Origin of the sequence: Microcoleus sp. Pol7_B2 (assembly GCF_036701035.1) — a bacterium.
GTDB lineage: Bacteria > Cyanobacteriota > Cyanobacteriia > Cyanobacteriales > Microcoleaceae > Microcoleus.
Genome location: NZ_JAUBQB010000041.1, coordinates 27,607 through 53,508, shown reverse-complemented (window position 1 = coordinate 53,508; position 25,902 = coordinate 27,607). Strand labels below are relative to the sequence as shown.

The 25,902-nt window shown below is 46.1% G+C and carries 22 protein-coding genes, 1 pseudogene and 2 riboswitches; of the genes and pseudogenes, 9 read left to right on the top strand and 14 right to left on the bottom strand.

Features of this window, described 5'->3' with window-relative positions; translation table 11 throughout:
- Positions 1–29 precede the first annotated feature (29 nt).
- From QUA57_RS16605 to ntrB, 3 genes are all read right to left on the bottom strand, one after another.
- A complete protein-coding gene (locus tag QUA57_RS16605; protein ID WP_333062287.1) occupies positions 30–869 on the bottom strand; it encodes a nitrate ABC transporter ATP-binding protein in 840 nt (279 codons plus the stop codon).
- 152 nt (positions 870–1,021) lie between these two features.
- Entirely contained in the window at positions 1,022–2,452 is a 1,431-nt protein-coding gene (locus QUA57_RS16600) for an ABC transporter substrate-binding protein (protein ID WP_333062284.1), read from the bottom strand.
- Between the two features lie 117 nt (positions 2,453–2,569).
- Positions 2,570–3,418 carry a nitrate ABC transporter permease gene (gene ntrB / locus QUA57_RS16595; RefSeq protein WP_333062283.1) on the bottom strand — a complete coding sequence of 283 codons (849 nt, stop codon included), beginning with the start codon at positions 3,416–3,418 and terminating at the stop codon, positions 2,570–2,572.
- Positions 3,419–3,518: 100 nt separating this feature from the next.
- Positions 3,519–3,714, bottom strand: a riboswitch (cyclic di-AMP (ydaO/yuaA leader).
- A 213-nt stretch (positions 3,715–3,927) separates the two neighbouring features.
- Between ntrB and QUA57_RS16590 the strand changes: the two genes are divergently transcribed.
- The 3 genes from QUA57_RS16590 to QUA57_RS16580 all read left to right on the top strand — a co-directional run bounded on the left by QUA57_RS16590 (position 3,928) and on the right by QUA57_RS16580 (position 7,178).
- On the top strand, positions 3,928–5,121 hold the full coding sequence (locus QUA57_RS16590; RefSeq protein WP_333062281.1) for a sensor histidine kinase: 1,194 nt from the start codon (positions 3,928–3,930) through the stop codon (positions 5,119–5,121).
- A gap of 238 nt (positions 5,122–5,359) precedes the next feature.
- Positions 5,360–5,563, top strand: a complete 204-nt coding sequence (locus QUA57_RS16585) for a hypothetical protein (protein WP_333062280.1) — start codon at positions 5,360–5,362, stop codon at positions 5,561–5,563.
- Positions 5,564–5,598: 35 nt separating this feature from the next.
- A riboswitch (cyclic di-AMP (ydaO/yuaA leader) is annotated at positions 5,599–5,811 on the bottom strand.
- Positions 5,812–5,981: 170 nt separating this feature from the next.
- Entirely contained in the window at positions 5,982–7,178 is a 1,197-nt protein-coding gene (locus tag QUA57_RS16580; protein ID WP_333062278.1) for a sensor histidine kinase, read from the top strand.
- 72 nt (positions 7,179–7,250) lie between these two features.
- On the opposite strand, the gene QUA57_RS16575 is transcribed toward QUA57_RS16580, so the two are convergent.
- Entirely contained in the window at positions 7,251–8,588 is a 1,338-nt protein-coding gene (locus tag QUA57_RS16575; RefSeq protein WP_333062277.1) for an ArsB/NhaD family transporter, read from the bottom strand.
- Positions 8,589–8,795: 207 nt separating this feature from the next.
- Here QUA57_RS16575 and QUA57_RS16570 point away from each other — a divergent pair, with 207 nt between their 5' ends.
- The gene (locus QUA57_RS16570; RefSeq protein WP_333062276.1) at positions 8,796–10,079 is read left to right on the top strand and encodes a HAMP domain-containing sensor histidine kinase; all 1,284 of its coding nucleotides are present in this window, start codon (positions 8,796–8,798) and stop codon (positions 10,077–10,079) included.
- A 34-nt stretch (positions 10,080–10,113) separates the two neighbouring features.
- Positions 10,114–12,267, top strand: a complete 2,154-nt coding sequence (locus QUA57_RS16565) for a VWA domain-containing protein (RefSeq protein ID WP_333062275.1) — start codon at positions 10,114–10,116, stop codon at positions 12,265–12,267.
- An 82-nt stretch (positions 12,268–12,349) separates the two neighbouring features.
- Here the strand turns inward: QUA57_RS16565 and QUA57_RS16560 are convergent, their stop codons facing one another.
- Positions 12,350–12,679, bottom strand: a complete 330-nt coding sequence (locus QUA57_RS16560; RefSeq protein WP_333062273.1) for a PEP-CTERM sorting domain-containing protein — start codon at positions 12,677–12,679, stop codon at positions 12,350–12,352.
- Between the two features lie 537 nt (positions 12,680–13,216).
- On the opposite strand from QUA57_RS16560, the gene QUA57_RS16555 reads away from it, so the two are divergent.
- Together QUA57_RS16555 and QUA57_RS16550 are read left to right on the top strand one after the other, a co-directional pair.
- The gene (locus QUA57_RS16555; RefSeq protein ID WP_333038293.1) at positions 13,217–13,945 is read left to right on the top strand and encodes a Bax inhibitor-1 family protein; all 729 of its coding nucleotides are present in this window, start codon (positions 13,217–13,219) and stop codon (positions 13,943–13,945) included.
- A gap of 247 nt (positions 13,946–14,192) precedes the next feature.
- Positions 14,193–15,776, top strand: coding sequence for a tetratricopeptide repeat protein (locus QUA57_RS16550; RefSeq protein ID WP_333062272.1), 1,584 nt, complete (start codon positions 14,193–14,195; stop codon positions 15,774–15,776).
- Between the two features lie 11 nt (positions 15,777–15,787).
- Here the strand turns inward: QUA57_RS16550 and QUA57_RS16545 are convergent.
- Positions 15,788–16,998 (bottom strand): annotated as a pseudogene (locus QUA57_RS16545) (RNA-guided endonuclease InsQ/TnpB family protein).
- Positions 16,999–17,301: 303 nt separating this feature from the next.
- Here QUA57_RS16545 and prfB point away from each other — a divergent pair.
- Both prfB and rpsU read left to right on the top strand, forming a co-directional pair.
- A protein-coding gene (prfB, locus tag QUA57_RS16540; protein ID WP_333062271.1) for a peptide chain release factor 2 occupies positions 17,302–18,436 on the top strand; the annotation gives its coding sequence in 2 pieces (ribosomal slippage) (positions 17,302–17,373 and positions 17,375–18,436; 1,134 coding nt in all).
- A 173-nt stretch (positions 18,437–18,609) separates the two neighbouring features.
- Positions 18,610–18,804 carry a 30S ribosomal protein S21 gene (rpsU, locus tag QUA57_RS16535; RefSeq protein ID WP_006632476.1) on the top strand — a complete coding sequence of 65 codons (195 nt, stop codon included), beginning with the start codon at positions 18,610–18,612 and terminating at the stop codon, positions 18,802–18,804.
- Between the two features lie 11 nt (positions 18,805–18,815).
- On the opposite strand, the gene QUA57_RS16530 is transcribed toward rpsU, so the two are convergent.
- The 8 genes from QUA57_RS16530 to QUA57_RS16495 form a co-directional block, all read right to left on the bottom strand.
- Positions 18,816–20,279 (bottom strand): AtzE family amidohydrolase, encoded by a 1,464-nt coding sequence (locus tag QUA57_RS16530; RefSeq protein WP_333062270.1) that lies wholly within the window; start codon positions 20,277–20,279, stop codon positions 18,816–18,818.
- 24 nt (positions 20,280–20,303) lie between these two features.
- On the bottom strand, positions 20,304–20,480 hold the full coding sequence (locus QUA57_RS16525; protein ID WP_333062268.1) for a DUF4089 domain-containing protein: 177 nt from the start codon (positions 20,478–20,480) through the stop codon (positions 20,304–20,306).
- Between the two features lie 120 nt (positions 20,481–20,600).
- Positions 20,601–21,062, bottom strand: coding sequence for a KGK domain-containing protein (locus QUA57_RS16520; protein ID WP_333062266.1), 462 nt, complete (start codon positions 21,060–21,062; stop codon positions 20,601–20,603).
- A 96-nt stretch (positions 21,063–21,158) separates the two neighbouring features.
- Complete coding sequence (locus QUA57_RS16515) at positions 21,159–21,611, bottom strand: hypothetical protein (RefSeq protein ID WP_333062265.1); 453 nt, start codon at positions 21,609–21,611, stop codon at positions 21,159–21,161.
- An 11-nt stretch (positions 21,612–21,622) separates the two neighbouring features.
- Entirely contained in the window at positions 21,623–21,931 is a 309-nt protein-coding gene (locus QUA57_RS16510; RefSeq protein ID WP_333062264.1) for a hypothetical protein, read from the bottom strand.
- A 26-nt stretch (positions 21,932–21,957) separates the two neighbouring features.
- The gene (gene codA / locus QUA57_RS16505) at positions 21,958–23,223 is read right to left on the bottom strand and encodes a cytosine deaminase (protein WP_333062262.1); all 1,266 of its coding nucleotides are present in this window, start codon (positions 23,221–23,223) and stop codon (positions 21,958–21,960) included.
- 212 nt (positions 23,224–23,435) lie between these two features.
- Entirely contained in the window at positions 23,436–23,927 is a 492-nt protein-coding gene (locus tag QUA57_RS16500; protein WP_333062261.1) for an ureidoglycolate lyase, read from the bottom strand.
- Between the two features lie 218 nt (positions 23,928–24,145).
- A complete protein-coding gene (locus QUA57_RS16495; protein ID WP_333062260.1) occupies positions 24,146–25,675 on the bottom strand; it encodes a cobyrinate a,c-diamide synthase in 1,530 nt (509 codons plus the stop codon).
- Between the last annotated feature and the right edge of the window lie 227 nt (positions 25,676–25,902).

Genomic DNA, 25,902 nt, shown 5'->3' with positions numbered 1-25,902 from the left:
AGTAAATTGTTATGTCGATCCGTCGGGTGTTATTCGTCTTGAGTAAAGTAGCGATCGAGAAAATTCAAAGCATAGTTGCGGATTTCGTAATACTCCTTCGATTCCCGCAACTCTTGGCGATCGCGCGGACGCGCAAACGGCACTGACAAAACTTCACCTATCGTCGCAGCCGGGCCGTTTGTCATCAGCACAATGCGATCGGACATATAAATAGCTTCATCCACATCGTGAGTAATCATCATTGCAGCTTGTCTGTGATTTTCCCAAATATCCAGCACCTGTTTCTGCAACTTGCCGCGAGTTAGAGCATCCAGCGCTCCAAACGGTTCGTCCATTAATAACATTTTCGGTCGAATCGCCAAAGCTCGCGCAATCCCAACCCGCTGTTTCATGCCTCCTGAAATTTCGTCTGGATATTTATCGGCTGCTGCCGTTAAGTTTACCATTGCTAGGTGTTCGTTGACAAGACTAATCTTCTCCGGGCGGCTAAGACTTCGCAAAACTTCATCAACTGCCAGCCGAATATTTTCCCGCACCGTCAGCCACGGCAGCAATCCGTAGTGCTGAAATACCATCATGCGATCGGCACCAGGTTTGCGAATTTCTTTTCCTTCCAGTGTCACCATTCCCGCGCTCTGTTTTTCCAAACCTGCCACTATTTTTAGCAGCGTTGATTTGCCGCAACCCGAGTGACCGATTACCGAAATATATTCGTTTTCTCCAATACTTAAATTGATATTTTCCAAGACGCTAAATTCGCTACCTTCCGCACTTTTATACGACTTGAACAAGTTGTTAATTTCCAGAAATTCAGGGTGCTTCTGGACTTGGCTGCTGGCTTCGATAGAAGTAGAAAAGTATTGAGTCACGGTATTCTCCTAAAAAGTAGTAAAGTGTTAATTTGATTTCCTTACGGTTGCGTAATTTCTAAAATATTTTAGTCTGTTTCAACCGACTTTAGCTATTAGCCAGGGACTTAGGTCCCTGGGGGGACGGTCGGAAAAGCGCAAGATGTCAAACATTAAGACTGAAAAAAAGACTGAGGGCGGTTGGCTCGAATTTCAAAACTATTCAAATAACCCACCGGATCGCTAGGATCGAATGCCTTTTTATCAATGAAAAGTTCCGCAGGTTCCACTTGGTAATCCTCCTGGGGACAATCGATCCCCATTTCGGCAACAATCTTGCGGTAAAGGTCGGTTCTCCAAGCTTTTTTAGCTAATTCCTCAGCATTTTTTGGCACCTCCTTAATCTGTCCCCAGCGAGCGGCTTGAGTCATCAACCAAATACTCTGAGACTGCCACATAAATGTTGAATGATTTCCGGGTATTTGAGGTAAGTTCTTAGGAATGTCATAGAAAATAGTTGCATCTTCCGATCGTAGGGTGCGATCTTTTTCGTCAAACCCTCCATAGTTGTAGTCGCCAACTATTGCCGGTCGCGTAAATTTGTCGATCGCGCCTTTTTTCGGTCTCGCCCCCGTAAACGATCGCTCAGTCAGCAGCTCCGATATTTCACTGCGATTTTCCGGCTTGCTGCAATACTGACAAGCTTCCACCATTGCCTTAACCAGCGAGTAATAAGTCTTAGGATTTTCGTTAATGAATGATTCCATTACTCCCAAAAGGCGATCGGGATGTCCCAGCCAAACTTCCTTGCCTTGCACGAAGGTAAAACCCACTCCCAAATTGCCTTGAATTGCCCGCGTATTCCAAGGTTCGGCCACCATGTAAGCCTGCATGGCGCCAATCCTGATGTTCGTTACCATCTGCGGCGGCGGCACAATAATTACCCGAAATTCTTTGAACGGATCGACACCGGCAGCCGCCGATATGTAGCGGACAAAGTATTCGTAAATAGCAGAACTCAGAACCACTGCCCAAACCCTGTTTTCCGACGGCTGACTGTCAAAAAAGGCTCGAAATTGTTTGCCAAATTCTTCCAAATTGCCGTTGTATTCGTGCCACGGGCGCAAACCGGAATCCCACATAGCTTTGTTCATCGTCATGGCGTTGCCGTGGCGGTGAATTGTCATTGCCGCGCACAGGGGTGCGTGGCGCGCTCCTTCGGCGCCAACTCGGGCGTTTGTGACGGCGCCGGATACGACTGGGGAGGCGTCGAGGCGGCCGAAGATGACGCCATCGCGAGAGGTTGCCCAGCTTGCTTCGCGGTTGAGTGTGACGTTTAAACCGTATTTGCGGAAAAAGCCTTTTTTCCAGGCGATCGCAAATGGTGCACAATCGTTAACCGGCACGTATCCTACGGTTAAATTTGGTTTTTCTAAGGTTCGGGAATCGACAACCGGCTTTACGGCTGAGGCTTCTTCCGTGAGTCCTTTTGCCGATCGATCCGCGCTAATTCCACAACCAGATAAAGCCATTCCCGCCGCCGCCGCTCCCATTCCTTGCAAAAACTCTCGGCGGTTCCATTCATTGGAAAACTTATCACTCATATTTAATTTGACTAATGACTGTTAAATGTTGACTGTTAACTGTTGATTGTTGACTGTTGACTGTTAACTGTTGACAACAGGCAACTGCTTGCCTAACAACTGCCAATTGACTAATGACTAATGATTAATGATTGATCGATGCGTTACCAACTCCTGAACTTTGTCAACAGCAGCGTCGAGCAACAATCCAGTTATGCCAATTACCAACACCGCTAAAAATACCGAGCTCAGATTCAAACGGCTCCACTCATCCCAGACAAAAAAGCCAATTCCCACACCGCCTGTCAGCATTTCCACCGCCACAATCACCAGCCAAGCAATCCCCAAACTAATCCGCAAACCTGTAAAAACGTATGGCAAACTCGCCGGCCAAATTATTTTGGTAATCCGCCTCCAGCGGGGCATTTCCAACACTTGCGCCACATCCAGATAATCCTGGGAAACGCTAGAAACTCCCAAAGCAGTGTTGATAATTGTCGGCCACAAAGACGTGATGAATATGACAAAAATTGCCGACGGCTCTGCTAAATTAAAAATCGATAAAGCTATCGGCAGCCACGCTAGCGGCGACACGGGTTTAAAGATTTGAATCAGCGGATTGAGCGCCATCATTGCCGGTTTCGACATCCCGATCGTAAATCCCACGGGAATCGCCACTGCTGCGCCCAGGAAAAATCCCACCAACACCCGTCGCAAACTCGCTAGCAGCAGCCAGCCAATGCCTAAATCTCCAGGCCCGCGCTGATAAAATGGATGCAATATGTAATCTAAATTAGCTATAAACGCCTGATAGGGAGTGGGAATCAAATCGCTTTTGAAGCTGGCAACAATCCACCACAAGCCAAGAATTCCCAAAAAACCCGCAGCAGGTAACAAAACAGCATCTCGGATGACAACGGGTTTTACACGCTTCCACGTTGCAACTCCTGCAAGTGCGATCGCAGATAAATTAAGCTGTATGAACATTTCAATCTCCTTCAGAGTCAGGGCAGGTACAAGAATCTTGAACAATACCAACCTGAGACACTGACGAAGCCAAACAATCTTTTTCAGAACATTTGGCTTTTCAGTCTCTTCTCAATGCCTGCGAAGTTAGCTGACGGGCTAGGACTGAGAGATGTCCTTCTCTTTAGATTTCAAAATCAAAAATTACACTTAAATTTGGCAATTTAGAAATTTTTAACTTTGCTTTATAATTCTGTCGAGATTCGCCCCGAAAATTGGTTCCTCCGCTCCAGCTACACGCTTGGTTTGATCGCTTGGTTCGATCGCGCATTGATGGATTAGGCTTGACGTTTTAAGCCAATTTAACTTAAGCTAGCACGACCATTTAATTTTGTCAATATGTCTTTAGAAGTAGCTATTAGCGCTCGGCGAAGCCCAAAAAAAGTTGACAAACTATTAAAAAATTTAATTATTAAACTAACCTAGAGAGATAAAATGCGATCGCTGACTTGATTTATATATTAAGGGCCATGATTGATTTTAGCCAAGCGCTACAAGATAAAATTGACCTAATTACCCAAAACTGGATCGAAGCGGTTCGCGCCGAGGAGCAAATCCAAACCGCCAAACAACTCACCTACGATTCCGTGTGCGACAGCCTTCCCATCGTACTGCAAGCGATGGTAACTATGCTGTCCCAATCAGAAGACAGCGACACTGGGACAGTCATAGAAGAAAGTTTACAGCACGGGACTGTCAGGGCAAAACAAGGTTACGATGCCCAAGAAATTGCGCGGGAATACCGCTTGCTGCGGAGGGTAATTTTCGATGCTTTAGAGCCAGAATTGGTAAAAGGCTCGGGCGCTGAAGTGAGCCGAGCTTACCGCTTAATTGACAGTGCTATCGACGAAGCAATTGCTGATTGTTTCCAAACCTATACCCAGGCAAGATTCCAAGAACTACAGGAGTTGCAAAACCACTTGCAACTTACAAATCAAGAGCTGACTCGCTTAGTTCGCGCCAGTCAAGAGAATCTATCTCACTTAGCTCACGAATTGAAAACTCCCCTCACCTCTATTATTGGTTACTCAGAATTGTTTTTGCGCCAAAGAAACAGTTCTCCAATTAGAGATTCTGTTCCCAATTTGGCACATATTGATAAAGTCCTCAGCAACGGCAGACGCTTACTTAGATTAATTAACGATACTCTCGAAATCTCGCGCTACGACGCGGGCCGCATAAAATTGCAGCTAACTGCTACAAATGTGCGATCGGCGATCGGGACTGTTGTCGAAATAATCGAGCCTTTGGCTAAAGAAAAAAATTTAGAGATAGTCGTTGACTGCACTCCGCTTCTCGATCAAGTTATGACAGATTACTTGCGCTTGCAGCAAATTATCACCAACTTGACGAGCAACGCCATCCGCTACACCCAAGCTGGTACTATTACCATAAAAACCGAATTATTGTCAGACGAACAGTGGAGTCTCTGCATCAGCGATACAGGAATTGGCATTGCTTCAGAAGACTGCGATCGAATTTTTCAACCCTATTTTCGAGCCAACAGCTCCCTGGGTTCTAGCATTCCTGACACTACCGGCTTAGGGCTAGCAATTGTCGTTCGATTAGTCAACCTCTTGCAAGGTAAAATCGAATTAGTTTCTGAAGTAGGAGTTGGCTCCTCTTTTACTGTAATTTTTCCCTTAGAATTGGATGGAGTTTAGATTACTGTTAACTGTTGGCTGTTGACTGTTGACTGTTAACTAATGACTAATGACTGTTAACTAATGACTAATGACCGATAACTAATGCCCAATGCCCAATGCCCAATCCCCAATGCCCACTGCCCACTGCCCAATGACTAATGACTAATGACTTGTTCCAATCTGAAACCGAAGAGTTACATAAATAGCCGCAGTTATTTTGCACGGCCATCACAGGCAGCCCGTAACGCAGAAAAGTTTGAAAAGAAATCCGGCGCCCGTGCAGTCAAAACCAGCCGCCGGCAACAAAACTGCATCTCGGATGACAACGGGTTTTACCCGCTTCCACGTTGCAACTCATGCAAGTGCGATCGCAGATAAATTAAGCTGTATGAACATTTCAATCTCCTTCAGAGTCAGGGCAGGTACAAAAATTTTGAACAATACCAACCTGAGACACTGACGAAGGCAAACAATCTTTTTCAGAAATTTGGCTTTTCAGTCTCTTCTCAATGCCTGCGAAGTTAGCTGACGGGCTAGGACTGAAAGATGTCCTTCTCCTTAGATTTCAAAATCCAAAATTACACTCAAATTTGGCAATTTTTAACTTTGCTTTTTAATTCTGAAGAAATTAGCCCCGAAAATAGGTTCCTCCGCTCCAGCCACACGCTTGGTCTGAGCGCGCATTGCTGGATTAGGCTTGACGTTTTAAGCCAATTTAACTTAAAATCGCACGAGCGTATTATATTGTCAATAGGTCTTTAGGAGTAGCTATTACCGATCGGCGAAGCCCAAAAGTTGACAAACTATTCAAAAAGTTAATTATTAAACTAGCTTAGAGAGATAAAATGCGATCGCCCACTTATTTCTCTACTTGAGCCATGAGAGACTTTAGCCTCGCGCTGCAAGATCGAATCGACATAATTATACAAAACTGGATCGAAGCTGTACGATCCGACGATCAACTCGAAACCGCTAAAGAACTCACCTACAATGGCGTGCGCGACAGCGTTCCAATGGTACTGCAAGCGATCGTAACTATGCTTTCCCAATCCCAAGAGAGCGACATTCGCACACTCGTAGAAAAAAGTTTAGAACACGGAACTCTCAGGGCAAAACAAGGCTACGACGCCGAGGAAATTGCGCGAGAATACCGCTTGCTGCGCTGGGTAACTTTCGAGGCTTTAGAGCCAGAATTGTTAAAAGCCTCTGCAGCAGAAGTCAGCAGAGCTTACCGGTTAATTGACACGGCGCTCGACGAAGTAATTGCTAAATGTTTCCAAACCTTTACCCAGGAAAGATTCCAAGAACTCAAGGATTTGCAAAACCAATTGCAACTTACAAATCAAGAACTGACTCGCTTAGTTCGCGCCAATCAAGAGAACTTATCTCACTTAGCTCACGAATTAAAAACGCCCCTCACCTCTATTATCGGCTACTCAGATTTGTTTTTGCGCCAGCAACAAAACTATTCCGAAATTAAAGGTTCTGTTCCCAATATAGGGCATATTGATAGAGTCCTCAACAGTGGCCGGCTGTTGCTGAGATTGATCAACGATACTCTGGAAATTTCGCGGTGCGAAGCCGGACAAATAAAGTTACAGCTAGCTCCAATCAGACTGCCAGATGTAATCGCCACTGTTGTTGAAATAATCGAGCCTCTAGCGAAAGCCAAAGGTTTAGAGATAGCTGTTGAGTGCCATCTCTCAGACGATCTAGTGGTGACAGATTGCTTGCGCTTGCAGCAAATTATCACCAACTTGGCGAGCAACGCCATTCGCTACACCAAAGCCGGTACTGTTACAATAAAAAGCGAACTTTTGCCAGATAAATATTGGACAGTAACGGTCTCAGATACAGGAATTGGTATTGCTCCTGAAGACTGCGAGCGGATTTTTCAACCCTACTTTCGAGCCGACAACTCCCTGAACTGTGGCATTCCTGACAGTACCGGGTTAGGGCTAGCAATTGTCTCTCGATTAGTCAAGCTCTTGCAAGGTAAAATCGAATTAGTTTCTCAAGTAGGAGTTGGCTCCTCCTTCACTGTAATTTTTCCCTTAGAATTGGATGGAGTTTAGATTACTGTTAACTGTTGGCTGTTGACTGTTGACTGCCAACTGCCAACTGCCAACTGCCAACTAATGACTTCTTCAAATCAGAAACCGAAGAGTTACATAAATAGCCGCAGTTATTAATTGCACCGCCATCACAGGCAGCCCGTAACGCAGAAAAGTTTGAAAAGAAATTCGGCGCCCGTGCAGTTCAGAAATTCCCGCCGCGACTATATTAGAAGAAGCTCCTACCAAAGTGCCGTTTCCGCCTAAAGTTGCTCCGTACATCATCGCATAAAAAAGCGGCAGCACAGCAGGTGGAAACTGCCCTGCAAAATCCGGAGCCAGCACCTCTGCTGGTGCGAGTCCGATATTGACTACATACTGTTTTAGCAGCGGCACCATCGCTACTACCAACGGAATATTTGGCACCACGCTCGACATCAAACCCACAAAAAATAACAAAACTAAAGAACCCAGAAAAATATTCTTACCTAAAATTACTGCTAATATTCCAGATATACTGCCGATAACTCCTGTTTTTTCTAAACCGCCAATTAGCACAAAGATAGACATAAAAAATAGCAGGGTGCTCCAATCTAAATCCCGCAAAATATTATTAACAGAATCAATTTGGGAATGGTGAGCTAAAAGCATTGCCAAAGCAGCCCCCAACAAAGCAACCGCTGCCGGTGAAATAGGCACGGGCAGAGACTCTCCTATTACAAAAAATGTCAGCACGAAAGCTATAATTACACCGCCCACTGCTAAGACTCGCGGGTGATTAATTGTTGGGTGGGGCAAATGTTCCAAATCGTCTAAGTTCTTGTGCCAAATTTCGCTCCACAGCCAAGGCAACATAACTAATATAACTGCTAATGCGATCGCCCCGCCCAAACTTAACTTTACCAGGTAATCTGTAAAGCTCATGTTAATAGCATCGCCGACAATGAATGTGGCCGGATCGCCCACGATTGTCAGCAGTCCCGAGCTGTTAGCTACAAATACCATTAAAATCAGTAACGGCACAAAATCTACACCGACTTCTTCTGCCATTGGCGGAATTAATGGTGCTAGCAGCATGACTGTCGTGGCATTGGGCAAAACAGAACAAATTGGCGTAGTAATTGCGACAATACCCAGCAAGAGATTTTTGCCTTTGCCTTTAGCCAAAAGCACAATTTGAGTTGCCAAGTATTCAAATACTTTGGTAGGCTCAAAGGCTCTCACCATTACCATGACTCCGAAAAATAAGCCCAGCGTGGCGTGACTCCGACCGATATATTCGATCGCGTTGTTTAACGTCATCACGTGGGTAAAAACCAGAATCACCGCTCCCAGAAATGCCGCAACTGTGAGGTGTATCCATTCTGTAATTATTAAGAAAATTACACATATAAATGTTGTTGCAGCAATCACAGCTTGCACGTTTTCCATTTAGTCCCCTGAAAATAATAAAACTTAAAAATTAAAAAGTCTCGGTTCGAGTGAATATACTACTTCCTGGCTCTTCTGTCAATAAATTTAAGTGCTGATTTTGGCAGCAACAAGCTGGGAGCGGCTCATCAAGAACTCTCCGGCACAGGGAAAAAATCACCTCAAAACTACTTCTTTCGGCAGGGTCGCGATCGCCCGAAGTTTGGTATGGCGATCGGGCGATCGCTCAACTACAATGAAGCATGGGCAATCTCTGCCAAACTCAACCCCCACGCAGACATTATGGACTACAGCCAAGTGCTCGCCGAAAAAACCGATATTATCGTCCAGAACTGGATTGAAGCAGTGCGTCAGGATCGGAAAATTGAAAGCGCTGACGCCTTACCGCACTCAGCAATCGAAAATCACATACCTCACCTGCTGGAGGCGATGGCCACAGTGCTTTCCCAATATCAAAACAGCGAAATAAAACTATTAATTGAAGCCAGTTTAGATCACGGATTTCTCAGAGCCGAACAAGGCTACGATGCTGCCGAAGTAGCCCGGGAATACCACTTATTGCGTCAAGTAATATTCTCGCAGTTAGAATCAGAATTGCTAGCAGGAACCACCGCCGACGTATTCAGAGCTTTTAGGCTGATAGATGCCGTAGTAGACGAAGCAATTGCCCAGTGTTTCAACAGCTACGTTGCTCAGAGGCTGCAGGAACTTCAACAAATCCAAACTCAGTTACAACTCACCAATCAAGAACTCTCTCGCCTGGTCAGCGTCCATCAAGAAAACGTCTACCATTTGGCTCACGAACTTAAAACTCCTCTCAACTCAATTATTGGTTATTCCGAACTATTTCTGCGAAAAGAAAAATGGCAATCTGAAGTCAAAGATACTCTCCCCGGCATCGAACACATCGAGCGAGTATTGCGTAACGGCAGACACTTGCTTCGCATGATTAATGACACACTAGAAATTTCTCGCGCCGAGGCCGGAAAAATTAAACTTAACCTGCGGCCCACTAATGTACAATCTGTAATTAACACCGTAGTAGAAATGATGCAGCCAATTGCTGATGCTAAAGGATTAAAGCTCACTGTTACCAGCGACTGCGCCCCAAGACAAGTAATCGCTGACGCACAGCGGCTGCAACAAATTCTGACCAACCTGGTGAGCAATGCCATTCGCTATACAGAATCTGGTAGCATCGAATTAAGTTGCCACCCTGCTGGAGACGGAAAGTGGGCGATCGCAATTACAGATACCGGCATTGGCATTGCCCCCGAAGATACAAAGCGCATCTTTGACCCCTTCTTTCAAGCAGGAGAAGCCGGCAAACAGCTCTTTCCCACCGAAAGCACTGGTCTGGGATTAGCAATAGTATCGCGGCTCGTCACGCTGCTGCAAGGCAAAATCGAGTTAGTATCACAAATAGGAGTCGGCTCAACTTTTACCGTGATTCTGCCGCAAGAAGTTAAAATACTCCAAGAAGTAAGCTAAACATTAAGTTCAAATTTTTACATCCGAAAATCCTATGCCCGCAGCCAACCTGAGCCCTTCCACCACAGCCTTTCCCCTCACCGCCGTAGTCGGGCAAGAAGCAATCAAATTAGCCCTGCTGTTAGCAGCAGTAGATCCCGGATTGGGAGGAGTTGCGATCGCAGGCCGCCGCGGCACAGCAAAATCAGTAATGGCCCGCGCCTTGCACTCATTACTGCCACCCATTGAAATTGTTAAAGAGTCTTTTTGCAACGCCGAACCTAATGATATTCTTCCAGAACAAGCATCAGGCTTGTTACCAGAAAATGGCGGGCAAGATACCCACACCACCGATACTAATTCCTTAACTACTGAAATAATTCCCACACCATTCATTCAAATTCCTTTGGGTGTCACGGAAGACAGACTTTTAGGTTCAGTCGATGTCGAACAATCAGTAAAATTCGGCCAAACCGTATTTCAACCCGGACTCTTAGCCCAAGCAAATCGAGGCGTACTTTATGTTGACGAAATCAACCTCCTCGATGACAACATTTCCAACCAATTGCTAACAGTATTAACCGAAGGGCGCAACCAAATAGAGCGCGAAGGCATTAGCTTCCAACACCCCTGCAAACCTCTATTTATCGCCACCTACAACCCCGAAGAAGGGCCGCTGAGAGAACATTTGCTCGATCGCATCGCGATCGTACTTTCAGCCGACGCAGCACTCGAAATAGAAGAAAGAGTCTATGCAGTAGAACAAGCTTTATCCTACTCCAGCTCTCCCCAAGACTTTCTCAATCAATACAGCGAAGACACCGACCACCTCAAAACCCAAATCATCCTAGCCAGAGAATGGCTCAAAGATGTCAGCATTAAACGCGAACAAATTGCCTACCTAGTAGAAGAAGCCATCCGGGGCGGCGTTCAAGGACACCGGGCCGAAATATTCGCAGTCCGCGTCGCCAAAGCTGCCGCCGCCATCGAGGGACGCACAGAAGTTAACGCCGAAGACCTGCGCCGCGCCGTAGAATTAGTCATCGTACCCCGCGCCACCATCATCCAAACTCCCCCAGACGACGAAAACTCTCCTCCTCCTCCCCCCCCACCGCCTCCCCAAAAGCAGTCAGAACAAGAACAAGACGAACCAGAAAACGAGCAAGAAGACGAAGAAGACCAAGAGGATGAAGACAACCCAGAACCTGAAGAAGAACCAGAAAAAGATACCATTCCCGAAGAATTTCTCTTCGACCCCGAAGGCGTAATTCTCGACCCCAGCGTGCTTTTCTTCGCCCAAGCTGCCAGCCGCCAAGGCAAATCGGGCAGCAGAAGCACCATTTTCTCGGAAGATAGAGGCCGTTATGTCAAGCCGGTATTGCCCAAAGGCCCCGTCCGCCGCATCGCCGTTGACGCCACCCTCAGAGCCGCCGCACCCTACCAAAAAGCCCGCCGCGACAGGAATTCTAACCCCCCCCAACCCCCCCTTAGCAAGGGGGGGCAAGAGGCGAGTCAACCCCCTCTTAGCAAGGGGGGGCAAGGAGGGGTTGAGCGCCGTGTATTTGTGGAACAGGGAGACATTCGGGCGAAGCGCTTGGCTAGAAAAGCTGGAGCTTTAGTCGTCTTTGTCGTCGATGCTTCGGGTTCGATGGCCCTCAACCGGATGCAGTCGGCCAAAGGCGCAGTCATGCAGCTACTCACAGAAGCTTATCAAAGCCGCGACCAAGTTGCTCTGATTCCCTTTCGCGGGGAACAAGCAGAAGTGCTGCTACCGCCGACTCGTTCGATAGCCTTGGCCCGCAAGCGTTTGGAACGGTTGCCCTGCGGAGGCGGTTCTCCCCTGGCCCACGGTTTGACTCAAGCAGTGCGGGTGGGAGTCAACGCGCGTCAGTCTGGAGATATCGGTCAAGTTGCGATTGTCGCCATTACTGACGGACGCGGCAATATTCCTTTGGCTCGTTCTTTGGGCGAACCGATTGTAGATGGAGAAAAGCCTGATATTAAGCAGGAATTGTTAGAAATTGCTGCCAAAATTCGTGGGTTGGGAATGCAGTTGCTGGTAATTGATACCGAGAGCAAGTTTATTTCGACTGGCTTTGCGAAGGAATTGGCCAAGACTTCTGGAGGGAAATACTATCACTTGCCCAAAGCTACCGAACAGTCGATCGCAGCTATGACTAAAAATGCTCTGCGCGACGCGATCGGCTAAAATCCTGATACCCGCATTTATCTGCGTTGATCTCCGTTTATCTGCGGTTAAAAATCCAAAAATTAGACTTTTTGCCAAAAGTCTAATTTTTAACTCTCACTCTCCGGCGAGTCAGCGCCAGCGAACCCGCAACTAAACCCAACCCTACCACCGTCGAAGGCTCAGGAATTCTTACGGGCAGAGGTACGCGGTTTGCCGTCCCCCGGTTGGGGGTTGAAGAAGTTGTACCTTGGGGGAGTTGAGCGATATTATCAGCCAGCAGCAAATGTTCTGAACCCTGCCCTGAAGTAGCGGTAGCAACGGCTCCGACATTAGCTGCAACAGCAGCTTGACCACCGGAAATAACGGCAGCGGCAGCCAATAATATTCCGGCTGTAGGTGGCAATAATTTGCGATCAAAAAAGGTGGGCATTGGACATTACCTCTTTAGCAGTTTGTAGATATAACTCGATCTATTCATTAATTTTATGGGTATCCTCTGTCTGAGCTACCTTAGCAATTAACGGAACCGATTTTAGATTTTAGATTTTAGATTTTAGATTATTGAAGTTTCAGGTCCCTAGTTTGAAATAAGTTGCAAATCAAAAACCTAAAATCAACTGTGGCCCCTGCCTCTAGCATAGACTCCTTAATCCCCAATCGTAAATCCCCAATCCAAAATTGATTTACATTCGCTATCTGCGATTTGATTGACTTTAAGCTCGCCCCTGGCTGCAGATAGCGCCCGCCCTTTAAACTCAATTATAGCTTTGCCACGACGCGCAACAGTGCGAGACAGCGACACGGCACAGACCTGTACGCAGTCGATTATAAACAATCGATCCCTGCTTTGGAGTGATTTCACCCCCATTCTTTATCAAATCTTTAAACTCTTTCAAGTTTTGCAAACACAGTGTAAAGCTGTCAAAATGATAGATAGCAATTCTCAGCCAAAATTAGGTAAATCCTCGTGAGTAACACTAGCAATTTCCGCGAAGCCGTGCGCGAGGCCAAAAACCACGCGCTGGTAGGCCCCAACGTCATCTCCAACGCTCTCCCCTTCGTGGGCGGCGGACTTGTCTTAACTGCTGTCGGCACCTACGGGGGCCTGGGAGTGATCCGCAACTATCCTGGGATCTTCTTTCCCACCTTCATTGCTGCGATCGTCGTAGAATTGATTCTCTTCTTCATCGCCCGCGGTGCCGCCGAACAAGGCAACAAAAACACCGCTTTGCCCCTGCTGGCAACCTACAGTCTGCTTTCCGGCTACACCCTCAGCGGATTGGTATTTACAGCCCTCAGAACCCAAGGCGTCGGCATCTCCGGCATCGCTTTTGCGGCTCTCGGCTGCGGCATTACCTTTATCGCCGCCCGCCAAATTGGCTCCAACCTTTCTGAAGAAGACGGCATGGCGCTCACCAAAACTATCAGTTTAGGTGTGATTGCTTTGTTAGTCGTCGTTGGCGGTCAGTTTCTGCTCTCTCTATTTGGCGTCTACACCCCAACCTGGTTGGAAATTGGCATTTCTGGCATCGGCGTGTTTATATTTGCCGGCGCTGCGATCGTCGATTTTTACATATTACCCCGCAGCTACCGCGACGACCAGTATTTGCCCGCCGCTCTGTCGATGTACTTAACCTACATCAACTTGTTCATTTTCATTCTGCGCCTGCTGATTGCTATCAACAGCCGCGATTAATTGAAACTTTAGCTTAAAAAAACCGCGGCTCGATCGACATCCAGCCGCGGTTTTTTTTTAATTAAGATTTGGAATCAAGATAGTAGTCCTCGCCTCCTCTGTCCCTCATACAAAAAACTTATACCATGTTCACAGCGGACAGACATAAGGTATAATTGTACTTTTTAATCACTCAATCAAAACTCTTGCTATCTAATTGTGTCGATCGCGATTTCAATATTAATCACAAATTAATCGGGGAAAACTCATGTACTTAAAATATGAAGATATCAGGAGAGTCAGCGTAGAAATTACCTCCAGGTGCAATGCAGCTTGTCCCCAGTGCCCCCGCACCGGCAACCCGATTTTGCCGGGGGCAGAATTAAAGATGGAGGATATTGAGAGAATTTTCCCACAAGAGTTTTGCTCTCAGTTGGATTTGGTGTATATGTGTGGCAACTACGGCGATGCTATGACTAGCAATACAACAATTCCGGCGATCGAGTATTTGCACCGCATGGGAGTTCCTCATATCAGCCTGTACACAAATGGTAGCGGACGCAATCCCGACTGGTGGCAAGCCCTGGCAAAGGCGATGACAGGAGAACACGATCGCGTAATTTTTAGTATCGACGGCTTGGCGGATACTAACAGCATCTACCGCCAAAATACCAACTGGGACAGGATAATGCAGTCGGTTAATGCCTTTATCCAAGCTGGCGGAAAAGCTGTCTGGCATTACCTGATATTTGAACACAACCAGCACCAAGTAGAAGCAGCGCGGGATTTAGCCCAACAACTAGGATTTGTCGAGTTTGTACCAAAAGCTACCTCTCGTTTTGTGGCGAAAGAGATTTATGACAAAGAGTCCGCAAATCAACCGCCTCAGAAGGCAGAAAACTCTCAGGTAGAGGGTAAAAGCGATCGCCCCAACCAACCAGCCACAACTAATGCGTCAGCCCCTCAAAATCAAACACAGACGGCTGTTGGGTTGCAGCAACAAGCTGAGCAATGTTTGAAACAAGGACAGCTCTCAGAGGCGATCGCAGCCAGCCAACAAGCCCTAAAAATTCAACCTAATTTTGCAGCAGCATGGAAAACTTTAGGCAATGCTGTTCAAGGTTTGGGGAAGATGCAAGCAGCAGCAGATTGTTACGCCAAGGCACTTAAAATTCAGCCTAATTTTCCAGAAGTTTATGCTAATGTCGGCAGTCTTTATGCTCAACAGCAACAGTGGCAGCCAGCTAGTGCTTATTACCAAAAGGCGATCGAGCTTAAACCAAATTTTGCCGGAGCTTATCGCAATTTAGCTAAAGTGTTGACGCAGTTGGGGCAAGCAGAAAAAGCTAATTATGCTTGGTATCAAGCTATAGCTATCGAAACCTCTCAAGCACCAGCTCAAACTCCGGTCGTCCCATCAAAGCCAGCCAGCGAAGAACTCCAACCCCCATCGTTGGAACAATATAAAAATCCACAGGGAGACCAATTTATCCAAGCTGTAGAAAAATTTGGTAGCCTAAACAATTACTACCGAAATGTAGAAATTAGCTGCCAAACTCAAGCCAGCAAAGAGATTTTCATCAGTTTTGAAGCGGAACTCTGGCCTTGCTGTTGGGTAAGCCATACTAAATACGCTATTTATAACCACACTTACAGACCGCAAATGCTGGCTTTAATTGAAAAGTACGGCAATGGTTTTAATTCTCTCAGAACTCAATCGGTGAAAGATGCGATCGCCAGAGATTGGTTTCGCGAAGACCTCACAAAAAGTTTTTCCTGTTCTAAAAGGTTGGACGTATGCGCTCACGAATGCGGTAAAACTTTCAATTCAACAGGTTCGCAGTATATTTGACACTCCCCTGGCTAAAGCCGAGGGGATTCTTGATTCGCACAATCGACTTGCCGATGCAGAATTACTTCAACATCGGTAGCGGTCAATTCTCCACAAGCGTTCGGATCTAAGATCCAAGTTCCGACGTGCCCCGCCGTACTCAATCCCCGACTTAGGATGTTTTTGGCTGCGTTCCAATCCCTGTCAATTACCCACCCACACCGACAAGCGTGAGTTCGCGTTGACAGACTTTTCTTGACAACTGTCCCGCAGCTAGAGCATTCTTGACTTGTTCCATTGGCTGGCACGGCAATTGTAATTCTTCCGAATACTTTACCGAAATATTCCATCCACACTCGAAACATATACCAAGATGCGTCGTTAATTGATTTAGCTAAGCAGTGATTCTTCACCATGTTTTTGATTCTCAAATCTTCATAGACTACACAGTCGTTTGACTGGATGACGCATCTTGCTAATTTCACAGCAAAATCTTTACGCTGTCTACTTATTTTGAGGTGGCGTTTCCCTAGAATCACTCTAGCTTTTTTCTGTTTTCTGAACCTTTGACTCGCTTTGAAAGCCGCCTTTGGGCTGTCTTTAGTCGGCGTTCTCCTTTGCCCAGGAAGCGCGGATTATCAACTGCAACGCCATTAGAGTCTGTGTAGAACTCTTTTAAACCAACGTCTAACCCGATGGCGCTGCCTGTAATTTCAACCTTTTCGGAACGGTCAACTTGAACGCAAAACTGGACGTAATATTCATCGGCTCGTTTGACTAAGCGCACTCGCTTAATTTGACTGCGCTGATAGAAATGTAAGTCGCGAGTTCCTTTCAGTTTAAGTTTCCCGATTCCTTTTTTGTCAGTAAAAGTGATAGATTTCCGATCGTCAGCCAGACGCCATCCCGTAGTCTTGTATTCAACCGAGCGGTTGTCTTTCTGAAATTGCGGGAATCCTTTTTTACCAGGAACTTTCTTCTTGCAGTTATCGTAGAATCGGGAGATTGCCGACCATGCTCTTTCTGAGCTAGATTGTCGAGCCATGCTGTTCAAGTCATCGCAAAACGTCCATTCTTTAGCTAAAACAGCGCTGTACTTATTTAAGTCATACTTATCGACTTTTTCGTTCTCCATCCAAAAGCGCAATGCTTTGTTTCGGATGAATTGTACTGTTCTAATTGCTTCGTCTACAGCGTCAAATTGCTGCTTTTTTCCGTATGCTTTGAACTCAAAAACTAGCATGACTTCGACCTAATCACGATACTTCTTATACTAACAACATCGGCTTAATACACCTCAAATAATTCATAAAGATTTACATAGTTGCACTCTACAGCGCAATCCTGAAATCCAACAAAAGAAACTGGGAGGCTAAAGCCTCCTTCTGCCTTTCATCCCCGGACTAAAGTCACGGGGTTTTCATGCTCGATCTTTATAAGAAGGAAGGCCCGACACTGATTTGGACAGGGAGACACTGATTAGTTGCTGAAATGTCGAAATTTCAGCTAAACTTAAAAATACACCCCACAACTAGGAGAACTCACAGTGGAAGTTCTAGACATCAAACACAATATCGAAACATTGTCCGATCGACTGGGTACAACCCAGGACTATCTTTGACATCCCCGCACTTACAGCCAAAATTCAAGACTTAGAGCAAATCTGCGCCCAACCAGCATTTTGGGACGACCAAGATCGAGCTCAAGAAACTCTCCAAGAACTCAATGACCTCAAATCTCACTTAGAACAATACAGCAATTGGCAAACTAGCTTAGAAGATGCTAAAGCTATTTTAGAACTGCTGGAGTTAGAAGCCGACGAGTCCCTGTTCCAAGAAGCCTCATCGAGTCTTTCTCAGTTAACCCGCGAACTCGACCAGTGGGAACTGCAACAATTACTATCTGGACCCTACGATGAAGGCGGCGCTGTTTTGACAATTAACGCCGGGGCCGGCGGTACAGATGCTCAAGATTGGGCCGAAATGCTGCTGCGGATGTACACCCGCTGGGGGGAAAGTCAAGGTTACAAAGTACATTTAATGGAAATTTCCGAGGGAGAGGAAGCAGGTGTTAAATCTGCTTCTTTGGAAATTGTCGGCCGCTACGCTTACGGTTATATGCGATCGGAAAAAGGCACTCACCGCTTGGTCAGAATTTCGCCTTTTAATGCTAACGACAAGCGTCAAACCAGTTTTGCTGGCGTCGAAGTGATGCCAATTCTCGATCGATCCGTACAGTTGGACATTCCCGAAAAAGATTTGGAAATCACGACTTCCCGCGCGGGCGGCAAGGGCGGGCAAAACGTTAACAAGGTAGAAACCGCAGTCCGCATCGTTCACCTTCCTACTGGTTTGGCCGTCCGCTGCACAGAAGAACGCAGTCAGTTGCAAAATAAGGAAAAAGCTTTGGCACTACTTAAGGCTAGGCTGTTGGTGATTGCTAAGGAACAGCGGGCTTCGGAAATTGCCGAGATTCGCGGCGATATGGTGGAGGCGGCTTGGGGCAACCAAATTCGCAATTATGTTTTTCACCCATACCAAATGGTCAAGGATTTGCGTACTGGGGTGGAAACAACCGCCATCGCAGATGTAATGAACGGCGAATTAGACCCGTTTATTCAAGCTTACCTGCGGCAGGAAAATCAGTTGATAGCCCAAACCGATGGAACCGCGCGAATATAATTGGCGCATTGACATACAAAGTCGGCCTGCGGCCACTAAAGAATCAAGAGCGGTGATGGCAGCGGATTTGCTATAATTTTGGGGTTTTGGCCGATCGCGCGACCTTCAACAGGTTGCGCGGCCAAAAACCTTGATATGATAAAACTTGATCTGACAAACACTAAGGAGAAATAATGACCCAAGTTGTAATAGGCGAAAATGAAGGGATTGAGTCAGCCCTGCGACGGTTTAAGCGACAAGTTTCTAAAGCGGGTATTTTCCCCGACATGAGAAAGCACCGCCACTTTGAAACCCCGTTGGAAAAGCAGAAGCGCAAAGCTATTGCCAGAAGGACTAAGAGACGCTTTCACCGCAATAACAAGCCCTAGAATTATTAGCACTAAATTGATTCGGCAGATATAATGCCTTGCGATTCTAGTACCGCAGCGACTCGGAGAATCACCGCTTCGCTGTAGGGAGCACCAATAATTTGTACCCCCAAGGGCAAAGCGCCGGGCCGCTGTACGGGCACGCAAAGAACGGGCAAGCCAATAAATGATAGGGGTTGGGTGAACAGTCCGAGATTGGGACGCACTAAGATTTCTTGTCCGGCTATTACCATTTTCTCGACGCCAATTTCAGGGGCAGCTATCGGGGTTGCGGGTGCGAGGATGATGTCTGTGTGTTGGAATATTTCGCGAATTCGATCGCGGTACCACTGTCTGAATCTCTGGGCTTGCAAGTACCAAGTCGCAGGGATCAGGGTTCCCGCTAAAAAGCGATCGCGCGTGGCAGGATCGAAGTCTTGAGGGCGCGATCGTAAATTGTCTAAATGCAAGTTTCCCCCCTCGCAAGCGGTAATGATAAATGCCGCAGCCCTGGCGCGATCGGATTCCGGTATGGTGACAGTTGCAAGCCCCCCTATTTTTGGGGGGTTTGTTGTTTTTTCGACGCACATATCACAATTTAAAACATTTGTCAAGGCTTTAGCAACTATTTCTACAGCATCCATTGCTTCCGCTTCGGCCCCTGTAGCGAAATACCCGTCAGCAACAGCAATTCGCAATCCTTCGATACCTTGATTTAACTGCGGCGAACAAAGTTCTGGCGGGCGTTGAGTGCAAACTGGGTCGCGAGAATCCGGGCCTTGCAGGATATCGTACAGCAGCGCCATATCTCTGATCGATCGCCCAAACGGCCCCACACAATCCAAACTACTCGAAAATAAATAAGCCCCAGCCCTCGACAAACGGCCGTAAGTAGGCTTAAACCCAAAGACACCACACAAAGCAGCCGGTACGCGGATGGAACCGTTAGTATCAGAACCGAGAGTGAAGGGTACAAAACCGGCGGCGACTGCTGCTGCGGAACCGCCGCTGGAACCGCCGGCGATGCGCGTAGTATCGCGGGGATTGCGAGTCGGGCCGTAGTGGCTGTTTTCGGTAACGAAACCGTAGGCGTACTCGTCCATGTTGAGAGTACCTACGAGGACAGCCCCGGCTTGTTTGAGTCTGGCGACCACCGCCGCGTCCTGGGTAGCCGGAGGATTGTCAGCGTTGATTGTTGACCCTGCTAAAGTAGTAATTCCGCCGATGTCGAACAGGTTTTTGACTGCGAAGGGAACGCCTGCTAAAGGGCCTGGGTTTTCGTTATTTGCGATCGAATTATCTATTTTTTCGGCTGCTGCGATTGCGCTTGATGCAGTGATTGCAGTAAAGCAATTAAAAGCTTTATCCTTAACAGCAATCCGTTCCAAAGCAGCATTTACCGCCACTGTAGCCGTAACCTTACCACATTTAACCGCCGCTGCCGTAGCAACCGCATCAGCCTTATCTAAAAAACATCTGCGTTCATCTGCGTTCATCTGCCCTCATCTGCGGTTAAAAAACTAAGGTTCAAACACCGGCGCGGCTTCTACTTCTGGGGGTAAAGGAAACTCAGTAACGAGTCGGGCGATCGCAGCTATCCTCTCGAAGTTTACCACAACGCCTGGACGATGTTCCGGGTCTAATGGTAAGTTTATCAGTTCAGCCGTGCGATCGACATATTCTTCTATATTTATCATTAGTCCATCCCCAAAAAACATCAGCGTTCATCCGCGTACATCTGCCCTCATCTGCGGTTGAAAATCTAAGGTTCAGATATAGGTGCGATCGATTATTGTATTGTAATCGCGATCGGGCTATCAGTTATTATTGCTCAGTTTTTTGTATTCCTCTGATTGTCTGATATCATCTAAAGGCGATTTTTGCTCTGGTGGTTCATCAGGACAAAACTTTATAGATGTCTGGGTTTTTACAGACTGGAAATTTTTATTAACTTCTATTTTAAGCTTTCCTTTTTGCCAACCTTTGGCACCAATCTTGAGAATTTGACAATCGATTCCTTCTTGAGGCGAACTCCAGTTTATCTCCCCTGCCTGAATAGTTGTTTCTTCATTAATCGACAGAGATTGCATCCAATAAGATATAGATTTATTGCGAGATTCCTTTTCTACTGCCTCGATATAATTTAGTATATAATCAAACTTCTTAGCGACTAGCTCTTTAAATCTCCCCACCGTAAAAGTAGCTTTATCCAATAACAAAACATCATCCTCGCCGTCTAGTATATGATATTTTTTATTTATTTCAAATTCTTCGTTCATTTTTTTAACAAAATTCGGTTTATTCCTCTTTTATAGCATTTTAAGCTATCTGAGTCAAGATGGTAGAGACACAATTTGCTATCGCACTTTTCCCACTCAAACACTGACAGTTTCCCGCAACTTCACAACGGCAACATCCAGCGGAGGCAAAGTAAAATCCTCAGCATTCATCAATTCCTTAACCTTCTCAAAAATCTCAACCTCCGCCTCTTCCTGGTCAGTTAGCTTATCATAAAAACAAGGGTCAGTAAACCACTGCTCAAAAGCAAACCTTAACACCCCATTCGGGTCAAGCATAAACTGCCAATACTTAGAAACTCGGTTATCAACTACTTCAAACAGCGGTGCCGGAGTCTGTATGGGATAATAACTGTAATTATCATCACAAATATAGTACCAAACTATTCCCTGCCACGATCGGATTGCATAAACAACATATTCCTTGCCAACTGTCAACGGCAATTCAACCTTTTTAGTATAACCTCGGGCCGGATCAATATAATTTTTCGGTAGAACTTCCCCAGTGTTAGCAATACAGCGAACAATCATAACTTGTCTACCTATAAATTCTTAGGTGCTATTTTAGGATATTGTCGTTTAAACTTTAATTCAACTTGTTGCAAAATTTCCCCGTTTTCAAACCAGTGCACTTGTACGGAAGCTCCATTAATTACAAAAGACTGAATGCTGGTTATTTTGTACCAGTCTTCGGGATTACCTCCATAGAGGGCAACCAATCTGGAAACATCCCCTAGTATATCGTCAGGCCCGCCGTGAATTGCTCTAAAATTACCAGCCTTAGCATCTTGCAACAGAAGTTGCTCCTGCAAATTTCTCGGACTCTCATCGGGGATAGCACCTTGATTCACAATTTAACAGCTTCAAATATTGTTTGTCAAATACCATAAAAACTAATCTTAGCAGGTGCAGTTTGCGCCAGCAACTTACCCCGCGAAATCACATACCGAACCGCAGCGCGCCTTCTAATTGCATCATAACAATCCTCAGCATCTAAGACAATCAAATTTGCAGGTTTACCCGCATCTATCCCATAATTATTATCTCCCAGATTGAGAGTTTTAGCACCGTTGACAGTGACCATATTAAAACAAGCTGCAATCTCAGCCATTCCCGTCATCTGACAAACATGAACCGCCATATGAGCGACATCCAACATATTTCCCGTACCTAAACTATACCAAGGATCTTGCACGCAGTCGTGACCAAAACTCACATTCAATCCCTGCTGCCACAACTCCTTAACCCGCGTCACCCCACGGCGTTTGGGATAAGTATCAGCGCGGCCTTGCAGGGTGATATTAATTAAAGGATTGGCAATAAAATTAATTCCCGATTTTGCCAAACTTCCCATCAGCTTAAAAGCATAAGCATTGTTATAAGAACCGAAAGCCGTCGTGTGGCTAGCCGTCACCCGCGAACCAGCCCCGCTTCTAATCGAACAAGCTGCTACAACTTCCAAAAATCTCGACTGTTCATCATCGATTTCATCGCAGTGAACATCTATTAATCTATTGTATTTTTCAGCAAGTTCAAAAATTCGCTCAACCGACTTCACCCCATCTTCCCGCGTCAACTCATAATGCGGAATCCCGCCCACAGCATCCGCACCCATATCCAGAGATTTCTCTAAAAGTTTGTCATTTTCTGGACTTCCGTAAATCCCGTCTTGGGGAAAAGCCACAACTTGCAGAGTCATCCAATCTTTGACTTGTTCTCGAACTTCCAAAATTCCTTGCAAAGCAGTCAGCGTCGGTTCGCTAACATCAGCGTGACTCCTGACAAACAAAATCCCTTGAGACACTTGCAGCCTTAAAGTTTCAACAGCCCGCTTTTTGACATCATCCAGAGTTAAACTTTGCTTTCTTTCCCCCCAGATTTGAATTCCCTCGAACAAAGTGCCGCTTTGATTCCATCGCGGTTCCCCCGCAGTCAAAGCCGAATCGAGATGAATGTGCGACTCCACAAAAGGAGGACTAACTAATTTGCCTCCAACGTCAATTTCGGATTCTCCCAATTCGGGAATCTGTGGCGATACGGCGGCTATTTTGTCCCCATCTATGGCGATATCCACTGTTTGAGTGTCGATCGCACCTAACAAACGACATTGGCGCAGAACAATGCTATACTTTTGCTCAGGCATGACAATTGCACCTAAATTTAACACTTGTAAACGCGATCCTTCCTAGTTGCTACTCAGCCTAGTGAGACCAAAAGAATTCCCCAATCACTTGCCAACCCCCTCCTTCTCCTCCTCTGCGTCCTCTGCGCCCTCTGCGGTTAACAAATCTTACTCAAAAAACCAACCTGTAACGAGAATCTCCCCGAATCAAGCGCAACTACAAATCGCCAACCTCAGACAATCTCAAACTCCAGATTGTGATTTTTCACCAAATCAAAGGTAAAATGGTCAACCACATTAGTATTGCTCAATTCCAGATTGTAAAAATCAACAAAATCCGCATCAAAATAAGGCCCAGCGTGCCAAGTTCCCACATCTAACTTAATAAAACAATTGCCCGGAATCCGAAAAGCAGCCATATCCTCTAAACTCGGTTTATAGCTATCCCCAGGAGGCGCAACCGCCATCAACCAATCCTTCCCCTCCAAAGAACCCAAACACTGAGTACATTGAACGTGCCGCGTAATTTTGCCAAACTTGCGACCTTTCTCGTGCAGCCGCATAATGTAAAATCTAGGAATACCATTTTGCAAACTTAACTGAGCATCCTCAGCATCGAAACACTTGCCATCAATTGCCGCAAAGATAACTTGACCGTAACGCCGAAAATTCTCCGGTGTCACCCATTGTGCGGATAACTGTTTAGTCGAAATTGATTCGCTCATAAATCCCAGCATCCCTAGCTTTATCCGTCATAAATATTCTAATATAAATAGTAAGATCACAGGATTTATACTCTAGGAACAGTCAGGAATAGGCTTTTCGAGTTGTTCCACAAAAAACTTAATTGATTTACTTCCAAATCGCTACAGACATAACCCATCATGCCGTTCCTCTTCCTTAGCGACCTTCGCGTCTTCGCGGTTCGTTAAAAAAATATTATTTAAGTTCGATCGCCCAAAACACCCTTACAATCAAAATCAGCACACTGCTGCAAAAAACGAGCCGGAATATCAGGCCGAGCACCCCAATGCAAATGCAAATAAGAAGCGTGTACCTGACAAACTCCCCAACCTTCAGCAACCGCCTCAACTTCCCCCCGCTTCCCATACCTCCAACTGTGATAAACTGGGTTATTCGGTTCCACAGTTAAATGCGATCGATGAAACTCATGTCCCCAAACCTCATCAAGAGCAGTTAACACCGAACTATCCCTCACCGCCACAGCTTCTCTGTATCCCAGCGTCAAACGCTTTCCCATCGCAGCAGCAGTTTCCAACACACCCACCCCTGCCCAAGAATTGCCATCGAAGTCTACAATAGAATCACACAAATACATCAAACCGCCGCACTCCGCATAAGTCGGCATTCCCGAAAAAATAGCACTTCTTACTGCATCCCGAATTAAAACATTACCGCTCAATTTTTGAGCAAACACTTCGGGAAAACCACCACCAAAATATAACCCTTGCACATTGTCAGGAAAAACAGCATCATCAAGCGGGCTCCAAAATACTAACTCCGCACCCAACTCTTCCAACAAATCAAGATTATCCTGATAGTAAAAATTAAAAGCCCGATCGCGCGCAACTGCAATCCTCACTCCAAATTGTTTTCCCAAACTGTTGACAACATCATCTTTTTTAGTTACTATTTCGTAAGGGAGATTGTGTCTACCAGGAAGTTGCTCAGACCCCTCACCCCCCCCATTTCGAGTGGCAGCCAACAAAGGCAAAAGTTGCTCCCAGTTAAAACTAACAGCAGCCAAATCAGCTAATTTATCGATCGCAGCATGAAGATTCGGCAACTCCTCAGCAGGAATCAAACCCAAATGTCGATCGGGAATAGTAACAGCCTCATCCCTACGCAAAACGCCCAAAACAGGTAAATTGAGCGGTTTGAGAGCATCTTGAAGCAGTTCCAAATGTCGGTCGCTCGCCACCCGATTGAGCACCAAACCAGCGAATTTAAGGTCAGGGTTAAAAGAACGAAAACCGTGGGCGATCGCAGCCACAGAACCAGAGAGCCTGCTGCAATCTATCACAAACAATACCGGCACATTTAGCAAATAAGCAACATGAGCCGTAGAAGCAAAAGAAAAATCATAATTGCCTTCTTCTTTTCGATAGTTAATTCGTGTATCCGTGTCAAAATCCGTGTCGTGGCTTCGTGATTCCTGAGTTTTTCGACTCACTCCATCAAATAAACCCATTACCCCTTCAACTAAGGCATAATCGACATCTTGAATATGACGAGAAAAACACTTTTTTACATAAGATTCAGAGGTTAATATTGCGTCTAAATTCCGACAGGGGCGACCCGTGACAAAAGCATGAAACATCGGATCGATGTAATCCGGGCCTACCTTAAAAGATTGAACATTCAAGCCGCGGCGGATTAAATAAGCTAAAAGGGCGATCGTTACAGTCGTCTTTCCCGCCCCGCTGCGTTCGCCAGCAATTACTAAAGCCATAGTTCTAGATTAGTTACAAAAAATACATATTTAACGAACCGCGAAGACGCGTTAGGCGAAGCCGCGCGTAAGCGCTAGGGCGCGAAGGAAGAATGAGAAGAAGAGAGGTAATTTAGTGGCTTTTGGGAAGTAATTTAGAGTTTTGAGTTAAATAACAGGATTAATTCAAAACTCCTAACTTAAAATTCATAACTCCTAAAAAAGTAGGGCAGACATTGCCTGCCCCA

What these genes read in the sequence shown, in the direction of transcription:
- QUA57_RS16580 (WP_333062278.1), top strand. Translation starts at nt 5,982, where the DNA reads ATGAGAGACTTTAGCCTCGCGCTGCAAGATCGAATCGACATAATTATA.
- rpsU (WP_006632476.1), top strand. Translation starts at nt 18,610, where the DNA reads ATGACCCAAGTTGTAATAGGCGAAAATGAAGGGATTGAGTCAGCCCTG.
- QUA57_RS16570 (WP_333062276.1), top strand. Translation starts at nt 8,796, where the DNA reads ATGGCGATCGGGCGATCGCTCAACTACAATGAAGCATGGGCAATCTCT.
- QUA57_RS16520 (WP_333062266.1), bottom strand. Translation starts at nt 21,062, where the DNA reads ATGAACGAAGAATTTGAAATAAATAAAAAATATCATATACTAGACGGC.
- QUA57_RS16495 (WP_333062260.1), bottom strand. Translation starts at nt 25,675, where the DNA reads ATGGCTTTAGTAATTGCTGGCGAACGCAGCGGGGCGGGAAAGACGACT.
- QUA57_RS16515 (WP_333062265.1), bottom strand. Translation starts at nt 21,611, where the DNA reads ATGATTGTTCGCTGTATTGCTAACACTGGGGAAGTTCTACCGAAAAAT.
- QUA57_RS16530 (WP_333062270.1), bottom strand. Translation starts at nt 20,279, where the DNA reads ATGAACGCAGATGAACGCAGATGTTTTTTAGATAAGGCTGATGCGGTT.
- ntrB (WP_333062283.1), bottom strand. Translation starts at nt 3,418, where the DNA reads ATGTTCATACAGCTTAATTTATCTGCGATCGCACTTGCAGGAGTTGCA.
- QUA57_RS16600 (WP_333062284.1), bottom strand. Translation starts at nt 2,452, where the DNA reads ATGAGTGATAAGTTTTCCAATGAATGGAACCGCCGAGAGTTTTTGCAA.
- QUA57_RS16550 (WP_333062272.1), top strand. Translation starts at nt 14,193, where the DNA reads ATGTACTTAAAATATGAAGATATCAGGAGAGTCAGCGTAGAAATTACC.
- QUA57_RS16500 (WP_333062261.1), bottom strand. Translation starts at nt 23,927, where the DNA reads ATGAGCGAATCAATTTCGACTAAACAGTTATCCGCACAATGGGTGACA.
- QUA57_RS16590 (WP_333062281.1), top strand. Translation starts at nt 3,928, where the DNA reads ATGATTGATTTTAGCCAAGCGCTACAAGATAAAATTGACCTAATTACC.
- QUA57_RS16565 (WP_333062275.1), top strand. Translation starts at nt 10,114, where the DNA reads ATGCCCGCAGCCAACCTGAGCCCTTCCACCACAGCCTTTCCCCTCACC.
- codA (WP_333062262.1), bottom strand. Translation starts at nt 23,223, where the DNA reads ATGCCTGAGCAAAAGTATAGCATTGTTCTGCGCCAATGTCGTTTGTTA.
- QUA57_RS16560 (WP_333062273.1), bottom strand. Translation starts at nt 12,679, where the DNA reads ATGCCCACCTTTTTTGATCGCAAATTATTGCCACCTACAGCCGGAATA.
- QUA57_RS16525 (WP_333062268.1), bottom strand. Translation starts at nt 20,480, where the DNA reads ATGATAAATATAGAAGAATATGTCGATCGCACGGCTGAACTGATAAAC.
- QUA57_RS16575 (WP_333062277.1), bottom strand. Translation starts at nt 8,588, where the DNA reads ATGGAAAACGTGCAAGCTGTGATTGCTGCAACAACATTTATATGTGTA.